15 protein-coding genes are annotated in these 16,012 nt (G+C 44.5%); 7 read left to right on the top strand and 8 right to left on the bottom strand.

The window, feature by feature from the left end; translation table 11 throughout:
- On the bottom strand, positions 1 to 886 hold an 886-nt coding region (locus QZU58_RS08390; protein ID WP_294496015.1), incomplete at its 3' end, for a TerB family tellurite resistance protein.
- A gap of 467 nt (positions 887 to 1,353) precedes the next feature.
- Between QZU58_RS08390 and glgC the strand changes: the two genes are divergently transcribed.
- The 4 genes from glgC (at position 1,354) to QZU58_RS10230 (ending at position 5,151) form a co-directional block, all read left to right on the top strand.
- Positions 1,354 to 2,667, top strand: coding sequence for a glucose-1-phosphate adenylyltransferase (gene glgC / locus QZU58_RS08385; protein ID WP_294496014.1), 1,314 nt, complete (start codon positions 1,354 to 1,356; stop codon positions 2,665 to 2,667).
- A gap of 641 nt (positions 2,668 to 3,308) precedes the next feature.
- Positions 3,309 to 4,505, top strand: coding sequence for an ATP-binding protein (locus QZU58_RS08380; protein WP_294496013.1), 1,197 nt, complete (start codon positions 3,309 to 3,311; stop codon positions 4,503 to 4,505).
- Positions 4,505 to 4,969: an RloB family protein gene (locus QZU58_RS08375; protein WP_294496012.1), complete on the top strand. Its 465-nt coding sequence runs from the start codon at positions 4,505 to 4,507 to the stop codon at positions 4,967 to 4,969. Before QZU58_RS08380 ends, QZU58_RS08375 begins: the two co-directional genes overlap by 1 nt.
- Positions 4,906 to 5,151, top strand: coding sequence for an RloB domain-containing protein (locus QZU58_RS10230; protein WP_363174834.1), 246 nt, complete (start codon positions 4,906 to 4,908; stop codon positions 5,149 to 5,151). Before QZU58_RS08375 ends, QZU58_RS10230 begins: the two co-directional genes overlap by 64 nt.
- Positions 5,152 to 5,644: 493 nt before the next feature.
- On the opposite strand, the gene aqpZ is transcribed toward QZU58_RS10230, so the two are convergent.
- The 3 genes from aqpZ to QZU58_RS08360 form a co-directional block, all read right to left on the bottom strand.
- Positions 5,645 to 6,322, bottom strand: a complete 678-nt coding sequence (aqpZ, locus tag QZU58_RS08370; RefSeq protein ID WP_294496011.1) for an aquaporin Z — start codon at positions 6,320 to 6,322, stop codon at positions 5,645 to 5,647.
- A gap of 193 nt (positions 6,323 to 6,515) precedes the next feature.
- Entirely contained in the window at positions 6,516 to 7,094 is a 579-nt protein-coding gene (locus tag QZU58_RS08365) for a hypothetical protein (protein WP_294496010.1), read from the bottom strand.
- Positions 7,095 to 7,290: 196 nt separating this feature from the next.
- Complete coding sequence (locus tag QZU58_RS08360) at positions 7,291 to 7,554, bottom strand: hypothetical protein (RefSeq protein ID WP_294496009.1); 264 nt, start codon at positions 7,552 to 7,554, stop codon at positions 7,291 to 7,293.
- 420 nt (positions 7,555 to 7,974) lie between these two features.
- Here QZU58_RS08360 and QZU58_RS08355 point away from each other — a divergent pair, with 420 nt between their 5' ends.
- Together QZU58_RS08355 and QZU58_RS08350 are read left to right on the top strand one after the other, a co-directional pair.
- A complete protein-coding gene (locus QZU58_RS08355; RefSeq protein ID WP_294496008.1) occupies positions 7,975 to 9,168 on the top strand; it encodes a class I SAM-dependent methyltransferase in 1,194 nt (397 codons plus the stop codon).
- 103 nt (positions 9,169 to 9,271) lie between these two features.
- On the top strand, positions 9,272 to 9,922 hold the full coding sequence (locus tag QZU58_RS08350; protein ID WP_294462700.1) for an MBL fold metallo-hydrolase: 651 nt from the start codon (positions 9,272 to 9,274) through the stop codon (positions 9,920 to 9,922).
- A 161-nt stretch (positions 9,923 to 10,083) separates the two neighbouring features.
- On the opposite strand, the gene nagA is transcribed toward QZU58_RS08350, so the two are convergent.
- Both nagA and QZU58_RS08340 read right to left on the bottom strand, forming a co-directional pair.
- Positions 10,084 to 11,130 (bottom strand): N-acetylglucosamine-6-phosphate deacetylase, encoded by a 1,047-nt coding sequence (nagA, locus tag QZU58_RS08345; RefSeq protein WP_294496007.1) that lies wholly within the window; start codon positions 11,128 to 11,130, stop codon positions 10,084 to 10,086.
- A 134-nt stretch (positions 11,131 to 11,264) separates the two neighbouring features.
- Entirely contained in the window at positions 11,265 to 13,292 is a 2,028-nt protein-coding gene (locus QZU58_RS08340; protein WP_294496006.1) for a hypothetical protein, read from the bottom strand.
- A gap of 459 nt (positions 13,293 to 13,751) precedes the next feature.
- On the opposite strand from QZU58_RS08340, the gene purT reads away from it, so the two are divergent.
- Complete coding sequence (gene purT, locus QZU58_RS08335) at positions 13,752 to 14,933, top strand: formate-dependent phosphoribosylglycinamide formyltransferase (protein ID WP_294496005.1); 1,182 nt, start codon at positions 13,752 to 13,754, stop codon at positions 14,931 to 14,933.
- A gap of 248 nt (positions 14,934 to 15,181) precedes the next feature.
- Here the strand turns inward: purT and QZU58_RS08330 are convergent, their stop codons facing one another.
- Together QZU58_RS08330 and QZU58_RS08325 are read right to left on the bottom strand one after the other, a co-directional pair.
- The gene (locus tag QZU58_RS08330; protein ID WP_294496004.1) at positions 15,182 to 15,553 is read right to left on the bottom strand and encodes a hypothetical protein; all 372 of its coding nucleotides are present in this window, start codon (positions 15,551 to 15,553) and stop codon (positions 15,182 to 15,184) included.
- A gap of 98 nt (positions 15,554 to 15,651) precedes the next feature.
- Positions 15,652 to 16,012, bottom strand: a 361-nt coding sequence (locus QZU58_RS08325) for a hypothetical protein (protein WP_294496003.1), incomplete at its 5' end; no start/stop codon positions are given.

Here is a 16,012-nt window from a genome sequence, read left to right as displayed (position 1 = left end):
CGTTGATTTCTTTTGTCTTCTGCTCATAAACTTCCCTCATGTTCTCAGGAAGTCCCTTGGCCTTGATAAGATCAGGATGATATTTTCTGATCAGTTTCTTATACTGTCTCGTAATCTCATCAGGCGTTGAAGAGCCGGTTACGCCGAGAAGAGACATGGCTTCATCGTATTCGCTCGAATAACCGTAACTTCTTCCTCCGGCATGATGTGAATCGGAGCCGTAGCCGTAACCGTAGCCAGAGCTGTAGCCGGAACCGGAGCTGCTGCCGCTATTTGACTGATATGAGTAGCTTTTGAAATTGTGAGGACTCATTTCACGGATCAGTGCGTCAACATCAATGCTGTTGAATCCGAATGCATAAGCCACTATGTTGATTCTTTCCCTTTCGGCTTTTTTGATTTCACCGTCAGCAATAGCAATGTATACCAGTATTGACAGCACGCTCTGAAGGAAACTCATCTGTCCTGCAGCTACATACTTTATGTATGATATGTCCCTTTCAGGATCATAGTTCTGAGCTTTGCCGTTGTTAAAGGCATTAATGAACAGTGAACGGTGTGCAGGATCAAGCTGCTGAATGATGTTTTCGGCCTGATTGATCTCCTGTCTGGTTATTACGTCATTACCTCTTGCCACGTAACCGACAAGACGCATAATTGCAGTGGTTACGTCAATGTCATTGATTGGATTTCTGCCGAAACCCGCTTCTTCAGCTCTCTGACGTTTAGTTTTTGCATTATTGGAATCCGTAAAATGCAGGAATACACCGATGATAACAAGGATTACCACCACAATGGTTATCTGGGGAAACATTCCTGCCAGCACCAGCAGACCAATAAGTGTCAGACAGCCGCAACCGCAACCGCCGTTATCTTCCGAACTCATTATAAAGTACCCTAATGTTTTTAATAATTCTGCAGTAATATCTCCTGCAGGCTTTCCAGACGCTATTATATAATAGTTTGACGCATATTTTATACATTAGTACGCATTAGTAACGCATCAGAATTTTGGTGATTATTATCTGTACAGCAGGTGCAGACACATATAATGATGAAAGTCCGGTATGCCGTTTCAGCACGGAGATCGGATATCCTGACGGTAACCTTGATAATATGCGCACTCCGGATACTTTGCCCTCAATGATCTTCAATCGTCCCCGGTTATTGAAGCTACGCAAGAAATGAACCTTTACTGGGACATATTTTTTGTGTACGCAGGGCTCGGGTGCTACCATTATCTTAACCATTGGAATACAGAATGATGAGCAGACCCATGACGTCTGCCATTATTGCATCAGCTGATGCCTTTCCGTATAAGTATGATTAGTTTTAAAAGCGTTAAGTAAGACCATGCCTAAATCTTTCAATATTTCCAACCAGCTTCTGGCAATCAAGAAAACAACAGCTCTGATTCTTGCCGGAGGAAGAGGCTCCCGTCTTAAGGAGCTTACCGATATCAGAGCAAAGCCTGCGGTACACTTTGGCGGGAAGTTCCGCATTATCGATTTTGCCCTGTCAAACTGTCTAAATTCCGGTATCCGAAAAATGGGGATCATGACTCAGTATAAATCGGATTCCCTGCTGTGCCACATCCAGGACGGATGGACTTTTCTGAATAATAATCATATGGGGGAATTTGTCAGGGTTCTTCCTGCTCAGCAGAGAATCGATGAAATCCACTGGTATCAGGGCACTGCCGATGCCGTGTATCAGAATCTTGACATTCTCCGTTCCTATGACGGAGATTACGTTCTGATACTGTCAGGCGACCATGTGTATAAGATGGACTACTCCGTGATGCTCATGGATCATATCAGAAGTATCTGCCCCTGCTCCATCGCATGTATTGAAGTTCCGCGTGAGGATGCTTCGGCATTCGGATGCATGCAGGTCGATGAGAACAACATGATCGTCGACTTCATTGAGAAGCCTCAGAACCCCCCTGCCATTCCCGGAAAGCCTGATAAAACACTGATATCAATGGGCATATATATTTTCGAGACCTCCTTTCTTTTCAAGCTTCTTGATGAGGACAACAAGGATCCTTCGTCATCTCATGATTTCGGTAAGGATATCATTCCGAAAATAGTGAAACAGGGATATGTTCACGCTCATAATTACGAAATGAGCTGTGTCCGCAACAGAGCCAAGCAGCAGATATGCTACTGGAAGGATGTGGGAACGGTTGACAGCTTCTGGGCCGCCAATCTGGATCTCACACAGGAATATCCGGATCTTGATATATACGATACTTCCTGGCCTATATGGACCAAGGGAGCACAGCTGCCCCCGGTTAAGTTTATCCGAGACCCGGAAAAACGAACTTCCGTATCCGTCAATTCGGTTATATCCGTCGGATGCGTCATTTTCGGTTCAGAGATATATTATTCCGTTCTGTTTAATTCCGTCAGAGTTGAGCCTGAATGTCATCTGGAACAGGTGGTGGTCTTTCCTTCTGTGGTAATCAGCAAAGGCTGCCGCATACGAAAAGCCATCATTGAGAGAAACTGCGTACTTCCTCCGAACATGGAAATAGGCTATGACGAGGAAGAGGATCGCAGGCATTTTCATGTATCGCCGAAGGGTGTTGTTCTGGTTACCGGAGCAATGCTTAAAAAGCTGAAAGAAGACCGACCTGATCTTTTTGCAGATCTGTCCCGCTAATGTACGGCCTCTGCTGTTTTTTTACGATAGCCCCGTCATCGTCCTGAGGCGGGCGCATCGAGGATGCTGTCTCCCGGTGAGATAAGTAAGCGGTGTGGAATTTGAAGATGAAGGCCATGCCTTTGAATGGCGATAAGGAACGACAACTGTCACGGAGCGTAACAGTTCCTTTTTTATACCTTAAAAGATCGCTACGGCGGTCTTTATTTTGCGGTTCGGTAACATGACGGTCATGAATGACGCGGTTTCCTCCTCTGCTGCCACCATTGGCTTAAATCATGATGCATCCGCAAAACAGGCTGCGGCTACCAGTGTCGTGATAACATTGTTAGAGCGTAACGGCCGATAAAGACTATCAGTACGCCCTTATCGTCATTTTTTAGCACATTAGATTATTCTTTCATTATGCAGCAGGAATCTGCCATCAACATAAGCTTTGGTCTGTAACGGATCATCTCAGATTCTCCGGAAGTCCATTCCAGAAAACCTGCTATTTGAACGATTAGACAAATTGGCAGATGAGGTTAATGACAAACCATGTTTATAAAAGCTGAAAAATCAAAAAATAAGCCTTGCAACAAACCAATTAAAATGCTATTTTTGGAATAAAAGGTCAAAAACAGCATTTTAACGAGGTCGACATGTTAATTGAGTTTTGTGTTCAGAACTTTCTGTCATTCAAAGAACTGCAGACCTTTACTCTGTTAAAAAGCAAAAATAGAGAACGGTCAGAAAACACCTTTGTTATCACCGGCGAAAAAGAATTCAGTCTGTTGAAAAGTGCGGCTGTATATGGTCCGAATTCTTCTGGCAAATCCAACTTTCTGAAAGCTCTGCTGGCAATGAAAAACACTGTTATAAAATCTCGTCAGCGCGGAGAGCTGCTTCCTTTGACTCCTTTCATGCTTGACGAAGATACTGCAGGTCAGCCAACAGAATTTGAAGTGAGTTTTATTGTCGATACTGTCAGATATCAATACGGCTTCAGTGCATCATCACGACAGATTTTTGATGAATGGCTTTTTGCATTTCCTGCAGGTCGTCCACAAAAATGGTTTGAAAGAGTCTGGGATGATGAATCCGGAAAGCATCTCTGGAAATTCAGTCAGTTTCTTTCCGGGGCCAAAAAATTATGGCAGCAATCGACAAGAGATAATGCCCTGTTTCTGTCAACAGCAGTTCAGTTAAACAGTGAGCAGATGAAACCTGTTTTTGACTGGTTCAGCCAGACGCTTAGATTTGTGGGAACTGAAGGCTTATCATCGGATTCAACAGCAAGATTTTGTATTGGGGAAGGGAAAGAGAGAGTTTTGAAATTCCTAAAGGCGGCTGATTTCAATATTGAAGATATTCGTGTTGAAGAAAAACAGCTTCCCGCGGAAAATGCTTTTGAGATCAGCACAGTTCACATCGGTAAAAGTGGCAAGCCTGTTTTATTTAATTTCAAAAACGAATCGTCCGGAACACAGAAGTTTTTTTCCTTTGCAGAGCCGATTCTTGATGTTTTGGCAAAAGGTGCTGTTCTGTGCATCGATGAACTTAATATTAACCTTCATCCGAAACTGGTTCAGTTTCTGGTTGAACTGTTCCATGATCAGAAATCCAACCCGAAAAATGCCCAGCTTATTTTTACAACCCATGAAACAACAATCCTTACTCAGGATATATTTCGACGTGATCAGGTGTGGTTCTGTGACAAAAACAGAGAGCAGGCTTCAGAGTTATATCCGCTTTCTGATTTTTGTCCAAAGAAAGGCAAAGAGAATCTTGAACTTGGATATCTTTCAGGTCGTTATGGCGCATTGCCTCTTGTACGTTCTTTCAGTGAGGTACAGTAATGGGCAGTGATGATTCGTTCAAGAAACGAAAAGCCAGAAAGCTTAAGGAAAGAAAAATCAGTTTTCGCAGATCCTTTGACAGAGTATTGATTGTTTGCGAAGGTGAGCAGACCGAACCTTTGTATTTTGAGGAATTTAAGCACGAATATGATTTAAGCTCGGCTAACGTTTTTGTAACAGATGCATCAAACGGTTCAGATCCGGTGAGTATAATCAAACATGCTGAGAAACTTTACAAAGAATCGCAAAAAGAAAATAACGCATTTGACAGAGTTTTCTGCGTTTTCGATAAAGATCAGCATGGTAATTATGACACAGCCGTACGAATGCTTTCAAAAGATGACAGTAAATTTACTCGTTTAACACTATTACGTCAGTTCCGTGTTTTGAATACTGGTTTTTGCTGCATTTTGAATATACTACAAAATCATTTCATTCAGCATCAGCAGTCATTTCAGATTTGAAAAAACATATTCCGGCATACAGCAAGAATAACATGAGGATATTTGATACCTTGAATGCCCGGCTGCAGATCGCTATTCAAAATGCTGAAAAGGCCAATGAATCAGCCCAAAAGGCAGGAACAGATAATCCGTCAACGAAGGTTGTTGACTTGGTTAATTACCTTCTAAATCTGAAGAAGTAGCCTAATTCAGTCAACTTTTTAATTGCGAAGCAATTTGCTTCGTTAATTCTAACCAGAATAGTCCATCATGGCTAATGGAACAATTAGACAGTTTTGCGGAAGATGTCAACGGCAAACAAAAAATGTATATTGATGTTCCGAAGACAAACAGGCGTTTAACACGCATATGTCGGGAATTCGATCTCACAGAAAAACAGGAGGAGTTCGAGGAAATAACACGTTTTACTTTTTTAACTGAACCGGATTCAAAATAACGACTTTAACTGAAGAAATCAGGTTGGCACACGAATAAGATGAGAATTGTCATTAAAGTATGTATATCCGTTGGCTGTATTTTCAGAACGTTAACAACATAATATCGTTAACGTTCTGAAAAAATAAGAAAGACTTTTTTTTATGTTATTGCCTATATGCTGTACAGCACAAAAAAGGGAGCTCTGCTCCCTTTTCTCTTGTTCATTTGTCCAGGGTTCCTCTGTCGGGAACCCGGTTATTAATTCTTTGATTCGAGCAGGAATCTGTAAATGAAACCGCCCAGTACGCCACCGATGATTGGGAATACGATGAAGAACCATACCTGTTCAAGAGCCCATGGTTCAGCAAAGATAGCCACTGCGATACTTCTTGCAGGGTTAACTGAGGTATTGGTTACAGGTATTGAAATCAGGTGAATAAGGGTAAGACCAAGGCCGATTGCTATCGGAGCAAAACCGGCAGGAGCCCTCTTGTCAGTGGCACCGTGAATTATGATCAGGAAGAATGCGGTTAACAGAATTTCAGTAATGGCACAGGCAGTGAAACCATAATGTTCAGGAGAATGTTCACCATAACCGTTTGATGCGAAACCGCCGACGTCCGTACCCTTGAAAATGAGGTACAGACATGCTGCAGCAGCAATACCGCCGAGAACCTGAGAAACAATGTATGGAACAGCCAGACCGAACTTAAAGCGACCGCCGCATACCAGACCAAGAGTAACTGCAGGGTTAAAATGACCGCCACTGATATGACCAACGGCATAAGCCATGGTTAATACGGTAAGACCAAAGGCAAGGGAAACACCGACGTATCCTACGCCGACCTTTTCAAGTCCACATGCAAAGAGCGCAGTACCGCATCCGCCGAAAACAAGCCAGAAGGTACCGAAAAACTCAGCAAATAATTTTTTCATTTTATTATCCTTATACTTTTTGTTAAAAAATATTTAACGGTGGGATTGTAAGTCAAAATAATTATTTAACATAAAACCAACAATACTCGAATAATACAAAGAGTGATATTTGTCACACATATAAATAAAAAGTCTCTGCAAAGAAACATGTAGAGACTTTTTGTTTGACAACGACTAAGCACAGATGTATGGACTAACGTCTGTGAAGACCTCCTCCATTTCCGCCACCGTGCCCGTGGCCATGGAAATTTCCTGAACCTGAACCAGGTTTTGTATGCGGATACGTTTCACGTCCCCTTCCGGAAAATGACGGAGTGTGAAAACTGTTTCCTCCATGGGCTCCCGGATTGTTCCCACCCGGATTATGTCCCGGTGGTCTGTGTCCGGGATTGTTCCCGCCCGGATTATGTCCCGGTGGTCTGTGTCCAGGATTGTTCCCGCCCGGATTATGTCCCGGTGGTCTGTGTCCGGGGTTGTTCCCTCCCGGGTTATGTCCCGGCGGTCTGTGTCCGGGATGGTGTCCCGGTGGCCTGTGATCAGGACGCACGTGAAGTCCCGGTCCGTGATGGTGCGGAGGAGGCGGTGCATATACTACGGGTGGAGCGGCAGGAACGATAACATCCTGATAAATTACGGTGTTGCCTGGAGTGTAGTAGCTTTCCTCATAGTATACGGTCTCCGTGGTTCCGTAACCATACCCGTCATCGACCAGCACGCACCCGCCCATTATGAAAGCGAGAGCTGCAACTGAAGTAACCGATAAGTATTTCATGAAAGCCTCCCTTTAATCATTATCTGTTCCCGACTCACGTCGGAACAGGAGGTTATTGTATATCCTATAAACGCAGAAGTCATATCCAATCCTGTACTATTTCGGACAGCCCGTTTTATCGGGGAGCACTGTTGCCCGTACAGTTTTCCTTAATTGAGGCATAAAGATGACCGGTATTCGTGCCCAATTTCATGTATTAATGGCGGTTTACACCGTGGTTATTGCCGTGACCGTTGTGATTATGGTGCGGATGATCAGGTCTGTGATCCGGTTTGTGATGCGGGTCGTGGTCGTGATGGGGATCATGATGATGCTCATGGTGATGGTCATGGTGATGGTCATGATGATGGTCATGGTGATGGTCATGATGATAACCGTCATCATCTACTACCACACATCCTGTTGTAACCAGACTGGTTGCGGCAATAAGTGATAATAAAAGCATACTTAATTTTTTCATGGCGGAATCCTCCGTATTTCTTATAACTTAATATCGGGTCTGAGAAGCTCTTGCTGATTTTCTTTAGTTTATTCTGATAAGTTCTCAATATTGGCCCTTTCTGATTATAATTGTAATCGAACAGATGACCGATTTGTGTTTCAAAATGTTACAAATTGTAATGACTGTGGCGGCTTTGTTTGATTCGGACAAAAACTCCTGAGTAAGGAATACGTGAATCAGCTTCAGCTGCATCGGTATTCTGCCGAAGCGTAATTTACATTATCATGAGTACGCTTCTTTTGCCTTAATGACACTCATTTTTATGGCGAAAATGGCATGTACATTATAAAATACGGACGTACTGATGACTGAGGATGCTCCCGCACCACTCATCTCAATTTATGACAAACAAAAATACATATTAAGAGCAGCTTAAACATGACCGCACAACTTATTCTTCATGAAGGAAGAGAAAAATCATTAAAAAGACGTCATCCGTGGATTTTTTCCAAAGCGGTAAAAGAAGTCAGAAACGCACCTCAGAACGGCGGAGACATTGAGATTCTGACATCGGACGGCGTTTTTCTGGCAAAGGGTTCATATTCGCCAAACTCCCAGATAAGAGCCAGAGTCTGGTCTTTTGACCGTGAAGAAACCGTCGATCAGGCTTTTTTTGTCAGAAGGATATCTGAAGCAGCCGCAGCCCGCGAACTTATGCTGAAGGAAACAGGCATGTCTGCATGCCGCCTGGTTGATGCCGAATCTGACGGCTTGCCGGGGCTTATCATCGACCGTTATAACAATTTCCTTGTTCTTGAAGTGCTAAGTGCCGGTGCGGAATATCATCTCAGGGAAATCACCGGAGCACTTAGGGAACTGTTCCCTGAAGACAGCATTTATGAACGTTCGGATGTGGAAGTCAGAACAAAGGAAGGACTTGAGCTTCGCAAGGGCGTGATATACGGAGAGCTTCCTCCGGAGGAACTGGCTATTACTGAAAACGGCGGAATGAAGATTCTGGTTAATATTCAGGAAGGTCATAAGACAGGTTATTATCTGGATCAGAGAGACAACAGAGCCGCTCTTGCAAAGTACTGTAAGGGTAAGTCAGTGCTCAACTGTTTTTCTTACACCGGCGGTTTTTCCCTATATGCTCTTAAGGGACGTGCCGTAAGCGTCGCAAATGTTGATGTTTCTCAGAAGGCCCTGGACATAGCCAAAAAGAATATAGTTCTTAACCATCTTGATCCGGGCAGAGTAAAGTTTATCCGCGAGGACGTGTTCAGCTTTCTGCGCAAGGAAAAGAAACTGGGACACACCTACGATGTAGTAGTACTTGATCCGCCAAAGTTTGCCGAAAGCAAATCCCAGCTTGAGAAGGCCTGCAGAGGTTATAAGGACATCAACATGATTGCGGCATCCATTATCAATCAGGGCGGATATCTTATGACCTACTCGTGTTCAGGTCACATGACACCTGATCTTTTCCAGAAGGTTGTTGCGGATGCCCTGCTTGATGCCGGTAGAGACGGACAGATTGTTGAATTTCTGACTCAGGCAAGTGACCACCCGGTCGCCCTGCCGTACCCTGAAGCACTGTATCTTAAGGGGCTGGTTGTCAGGATTAAGTAACTTTAAACAATAATGCACATGAGCCTCAGCCTGTGTGTACCAAATCATCACCTGCGGTTTTAATTTCCTTTAAGACCGCAGAACCAAGGAACAGGAGCAAAGGATGCTGAAATACATAACCATACCTGTCGGAGCTTTTCAGGAAAACTGCAGATTTATCATCAATGAAGATAACCTCTGTACCCTCATTTGCGATCCCGGTGATAATGCACGGGAGCTGTACATGCTTACTGAAAAATACGGGCTTAAGGTTAAGGCAATAATCCTGACTCACGGACATCTGGACCACTGTGGCGGAGCTGCAGATCTTGCCGCCCTGCTTAACGTTCCGGTGCTTGGACCTCACAAAGCTGATGAGTACTGGCTGCATAACCTGTCCATGCAGGCATCCATGTTCGGTCTGGATGACAGGCCTCCGCTTACACCGTCAAGATATTTTAATGACGGGGAAAAGGTTGAGATTGAAGGTATGGCTGAGCCTATGCTGGTCATTCACTGTCCCGGACATACACCGGGCCAGGTGTGCTACTACTTCAGGGAAAGCGGACTTCTGCTTTCCGGAGACGTACTGTTTGCGGGATCGGTCGGCAGATCCGATTTCCCTCAGGGAGATCCGGAACAGCTGATATCCTCCATCAGAACAAAGCTTCTTATTCTTCCGGATGACACGAAAGTTCTTCCCGGACACGGAGGAGAATCGACTATAGGTGATGAAAGAGAAGGAAATCCGTATATAAACGGTTATTTCTCATAAAGGATTTACCGGCGTTTTGCGTTAATTCCTCTTTGTTAAGTAAAGAAGTAATCTTTCTCGCGTCGACCGGAAATTTCTGACAAAGATATAAAGACAGAATCTGATTCTGTCTTTTATTTTTAGTGGAGTATGGGAATAGCTATCTCAGATTCAGTACTTTGCTAATCCTTACCTGAAATAACATCCACGAGATTAAGATCCTCATCAAGAATATTGTAGTTTCCGGAAAGATTAATCCCCAGTGCCTTTGCCGGAGCAAGCGTTGCCGCATATACCGCCTCATTAAGCGTAAATCCCGCATGTCTCACCAGATTCTGAACGCCTTCTGTCATGGTAAGACGGGAACCTCCCAGTGTTCCCTTAGCATCTATGCAGCCTTTTACCGGATCATTGAATATTTCCTTTTCGGCAAAAACAAAGCTCCTGAATTTTTCCGGATCGGTTCCTGCAGCCGCAAGACAGTCCGTAACAAGAACAAAACGATCACCGAGAAGCCTGTGTGCAAGGCGAACCAGAGCGTAATTCACGTGAATTCCGTCACCGATTACGCCACAGTAAACCGTGTCCGAATTAAGAATGGCCTCAACAGCCATCGGAGTTCTTCCGTTAGCGGCCATGGTCATGGCATTATAGAGATGCGTTCCGAGAGTAGCTCCGTTACCTATGAATTCTTCAGCCTTACGGTAGTCAGCTTCGGTATGTCCGAGAGAAAGCCTTATGCCTGCATTAAGGAGCTCTTTCATAACATCCGGAGTAACTGCATTTGGATCAAGAGTAATGTATGAAACGGCTCCGGCGTAACGAAGGATGAGTTCAAGATCCCTGCCCTCAAGTTTACGGATATATGCTTCCTTATGTATTCCTTTCTTTACCGGACTTATAAACGGTCCTTCAATATGAAGTCCGGGAATTCTTCCCGGATGCTTCTTCATGTAAAGCTCCGTCTGTTCCAGGGATTTTTTAAGAATTTCGTATGGAGAGGTTATGAGCGTAGGTACAAAGATCGCACAGCCTGAGTGTTTCAGCGACTCACTGATGTGTTCAAGCTTTTCAACCGTAACTCCATCATTCCCGTCCAGGGTTACTTCGTTATAACCGTTAACCTGAATGTCAATATAGGAAGGAGTAACATAATAACGCCTGTCTGAAGCGGCATATTTCTGTGCGTCCGGCACACTGTCCGGACAGCAGTAAACGTAATCAAGCATATTTATTTCCTTTGCACCAATCAATTCGTCCCCGAGACATAAGCGGTTCGGCGGATGGTGCCATCCTGCATTATCAATGAAAAAAACAGAGTCAGACATTCTCACATGTTCTGACTCCGTTATTGCTTTCGGATTTAATCTACTGTTTTAGGTTCCGGATTTTCCGTTGTGGCCACAATATCATCATCATGACTTACGGACGGAGGAACCTCAAGCTGATCCTCTTCGGAGAATCCGACCGGGACTACAGGATCAGATTCAATCTCGATCACCATACTGGTCGGCTGATATTCCGGCTCGGCTTTTACTTCCTGAGGCAGGACCTCTTCGACACTGGATTCTGCATTTACATCAGTTGAACCGACATTGCTTACATCAGCCTCATTGGTCTCCTGTTCCTTGAAAAATACGGCTCCCTTTTTGGCTTCAATTTGTTCCTGTTCAGCCTTCTGTCTTTCCTCCTCGGCTATACGTTCGCCAATTTCCAGTTCCTTCTGTTCGGAATCCTCCAGGAATTTCTTCAGTGATGAACGGATTTTTACCTTAATGTCATGGCACCTTCTTACCACAGGATTATCAATGATGACTCTGCCGTATACGGATGACTGAAGCTTTTCTCTCAGCTTTCTGTTGTTTCTGAGCATTGGTACAAGCACGATGCCGTACAGAATAACTCCTCCGAAAATGCCTGCTATCCAAATTAGCCATGATGTACTGCCTTCTTCAGACTGAGACTGTTCTCTTGCCTGCTTGGCCTCGGCGGCATCCGTAATCTGCATTGTCTGCATCTGGGCTATGTTGTCAATTTTTGAAGACAGTCCTTCAAACTGTTCCTCCAGACGGGAAATCTTCTCAGTCTGTCTGATTTTCTCGTTAAGAAGAGCCTGATTTACGTTCTGAGCGTCAGCAAGCTCCTTTCTCATTCTGTCGAGTTCGGCTGATGAAGCAGATGCGGCACCTTCAGTGTTTTTAACTGTTCTGCCTGAAGAGTCTCTGGCATATACATCATTTCCGTTAAAGATTATGTTTGCTCCGGAAATTCTTCCACCTGCAGAAGCAGCTGTATTGTTCCCCGCCTTGTCGGAATCCTTGTTCTGCTTCAGGACGATGACTCTCTTACCCTGTTCGTTAAGTACGATATTTTCTTCCCTTTCCTTTGCAGCTTTGGCAGCAGCCTCTTCCTCCGGATCGGCAATCATGAAATCATCACTTGCAAGGTCTGCCTCGGTATTTTCCATTTCCCATTCTTCACGGGCCTTTCGTTCGGCTTCCTTTCTTGCTTCTTCCAGTTCCTTTGCCTTCTTGAGCTCGGCTTCTTCCTTTTTGCGCTTGACGGCATCAAGACAGGCCTGATAATCATCCTGCTGTTTTTTCAGGGTTTCATCCCTTGCCACCTTAGCCGCCTTCTGCTTGGCTATTCTGGCATCTTCCTCTTCCCACGGAAGCTGAAGACGAGGAATTGAATATCCGGCCATTTTACCGGCATTGATTCGGGAGAGAATGTCTTTACCGACCTTGTCTGATTCGAGAGCAATGCGCTCAGCTGAGGGAACTGCAAGTTTACTGCCTATCTGAAGATTGCCGCCGTTAAAGGTTTTGGGATTTGCTCTTGCAATGGCCGCAAGAAGCTGTCCGGAAGTTACGTCAGCCCCCTGAGGAGCCAGTTCGCCGATAAGCTTGCCGACAGTATCACCCTTTACAACAGTATAAACTGTTGATACTTCCGTAAGATCTATTCTCTTGATCTTCGGAGTGTCAACGGTAACGTCAGGAATATTTTCCGGCCTGGAACAGCCCATTCCAAGACTCCTGCCTGACGTGGAATTCTCAGTATTTACCGGAGTCCGTGGTTCTGTGTCCTTTGCTGTTACGGAAACCCCCTGCTCAGTGTCCCACTCGTCACTTGAAGCGTTCTGTGAAGAGGATGTTGATGATTCAGATGAAGACTGTGCGGAAGACTTGCCGTCTGATGAGCCTTTTTCCCTGTATGAGGTCGAGCCTATAACAATTCCGTCATCTCCTGACTTAGCGGTCGACGACTCATGATTGCGGATAATCTCTACATCATAATTATCAAGAGAGTCGTCATCAAGAGCCCAAACGGCCGAGCCGGCCATCCCCGTAACCACGCAAACTGAAAATAAAATCTGCTTAATATACATCTGTTATCCTAGATCCCCCGGCGCCGGAATTTCACAAAGTTCCGGCAAATCACCGCCATGCCTCCGGCATGAATCTCACCGGGGGATACGAAATCATGATTATTATTCTTGTTGAAGGCAGGGAACATCCCTGCAATATAAGCTGAAATATAGCATTAATGAGCGATTTTTTATATTCTGTTGGGATATTAAATATCAAATATGAAACTTTACTCTCTAAATTTCAGAATATTGACGCATTATTGAGCACATAACATTCAAAATCTACTATCCTGACTGTCGCCATAATGTGATATAGATTTGCGACTGAACCTCATTTATGTTATAGTTTGCGACAAATTCAACGCATTCATGGCGGAACCTGATTTACCGTGTCTGACTCTGTCCGGCTCCGGTGCCGCAGGAAATGCGATGTCTCCTTTGATATATTGTTTTTTTATTATACAGGTAAATATTTTTATGCTTGGAACTCCATACTGTGCAAAGGCTACAAAGGCTATGCTTTTAGGTTGCGGTGAACTCGGTAAAGAAGTCTGCATTGAACTGCAGCGCTTCGGTGTTGAAGTTATCGGCGTGGATCGCTATGCCAATGCCCCTGCAATGCAGGTTGCTCACCGTTCATATGTAATCAATATGCTTGACGGTGCCGCCATTGAGGAGTTGGTGAGAAAGGAAAAGCCGGACTATATCATTCCTGAGATCGAAGCTATAGCCACTTCAAAGCTTGTCGAGCTTGAGAAGGAAGGTTTTAAAGTCGTTCCAAGCAGCTATGCAGCCTTAACAACCATGGACAGAGAAGGTATCAGAACCCTCGCTGCCGAAAAGCTGAATTTACCTACCTCCAAGTATGTTTTCGCAGAAACTGCCGAAGAATTCAGAGCAGGTGTTGAAAAGATCGGTATTCCATGTGTTGTAAAGCCTGTAATGAGTTCATCAGGCAAGGGACAGAGCGTAATCAAGTCTGCCGATCAGATCGAAAACGCCTGGAACAAGGCCCACACTGAAGGCAGAGGTCATAAGACCAAGGTAATCATTGAAGAATTTCTGAAGTTTGACTATGAAATTACTCTCCTGACCGTAAGTGCAGTTGACGGAATTCATTTCTGTGCCCCTATCGGACATCGCCAGGAAGACGGTGACTACCGTGAAAGCTGGCAGCCACAGGTAATGTCTGAGGATCTTATTGCGAAGGCTCAGCACATTGCAAAGGAAATCGTAACCGCCTTAAACGGTCACGGCATATACGGTGTTGAACTTTTCATCAGAGGTGATGAGGTTCTGTTCAGCGAAGTATCTCCTCGTCCTCATGATACCGGTATGGTAACAATGATTTCTCAGAATTTCAGTGAGTTTGCTCTCCATGTAAGAGCAATCCTCGGACTTCCATGCAAGGGCCTGAAGTTCTACGGACCTTCAGCATCAGTTGCTCTTCTCGGTAACGGCACTTCAACCAACCTTACCTACGACAATCTGTGCAATGCTCTTAACATCTATCCTTCAGCTCAGCTTAGACTTTTCGGTAAGCCTGAAATCAACGGCACCAGAAGACTTGGCGTGGTACTGACCAGTGCGGATACCATTGAAGACGCCGTAACTGAAGGTAAGAAGATTGCTGAAGCAATTGAAATTCAGTACAACTAAGAACCTGTAAATTCTTTGAGAACATCTTTTTAAAAAGGATGTATTTTAAGGTTTTAGGTCAGGTTTAAGTGACGGATATGACAAACCGGATTTACTTATGTAAATCCGGTTTATTTTTTTATTCTGTTTTTAAAGTTAATATGAAGATAGATTTTAATTTTCAGTTTTTATGTTTCAGATTGAATATATCGTAAAACAAAAGCCGCTGAGTTTTGGTTTCAGCGGCTTTCAGTCCCTAGCAATCCCTTCTACTTGTTTAAAAGGTAATTTCTTCTCTGATCAAGAACCTTTTTAAGCTGTTCGTCATAACTCTTTGAGGTCTTTTCCGTCTGTAACTTTGGCAGACTGGCGGCACTTATAACTCCCTGACCTCTCATCAGAACATCAAAATATGTACTGTCTGACTCAAGAGCCATCTGTTCTTTAGTGGGCACCTTCAGTAGCATGCCGCTGAACGGATAAACCGGAGCCTTGTTGCTGAACATTCTCGGATTTCGTCTGTACACGGCTACAGCTGCCTGGTATTTTGACACCCCGAATACCTTATTTGCCAGATTGCTGCCTATCTGTTCAAGTCCCATTCCTGGTTTAACCTTAAGGACTCCATTGAATGCATTCATATCAACGGTTTTTTCTGATGCAGCGTCTTTCGGCGGTAACGGGAAGAGTTTGTCCAGTTCCTCAGAATAAAGCTCAGCTTCTGTTATTTCGCGAGGCTTTACTTCTTCCTCAGCTTTAGCTCTTCCTCGGCTTTAGCCTTTGCTTCCGCTTCAGCCTTCAGCTTGGCTTCTTCCTCAGCTTTTGCCTTGGCTTCCGCTTCAGCCTTAAGTTTAGCCTCTTGCTCAGCTTTTGCCTTTGCTTCCGCTTCAGCCTTCAGCTTGGCTTCTTCCTCGGCTTTAGCCCTAGCTTCTGCTTCGGCCTTCAGTTTTGCTTCTTCCTCGGCTTTAGCCTTTGCTTCCGCTTCAGCCTTCAGTTTTGCTTCTTCCTCGGCTTTAGCCTTTGCTTCCGCTTCAGCCTTCAGCTTGGCTTCTTCCTCAGCTTTTGCCTTGGCTTCCGCTTCAGCCTTAAGTTTAGCCTCT

The organism is uncultured Ruminobacter sp. (assembly GCA_902764345.1).
In the GTDB taxonomy this organism is placed as follows: Bacteria; Pseudomonadota; Gammaproteobacteria; order Enterobacterales; family Succinivibrionaceae; genus Ruminobacter.
Note: the sequence above shows the minus strand (reverse complement) of the source record. Positions and strands in the feature narration are given on the sequence as shown.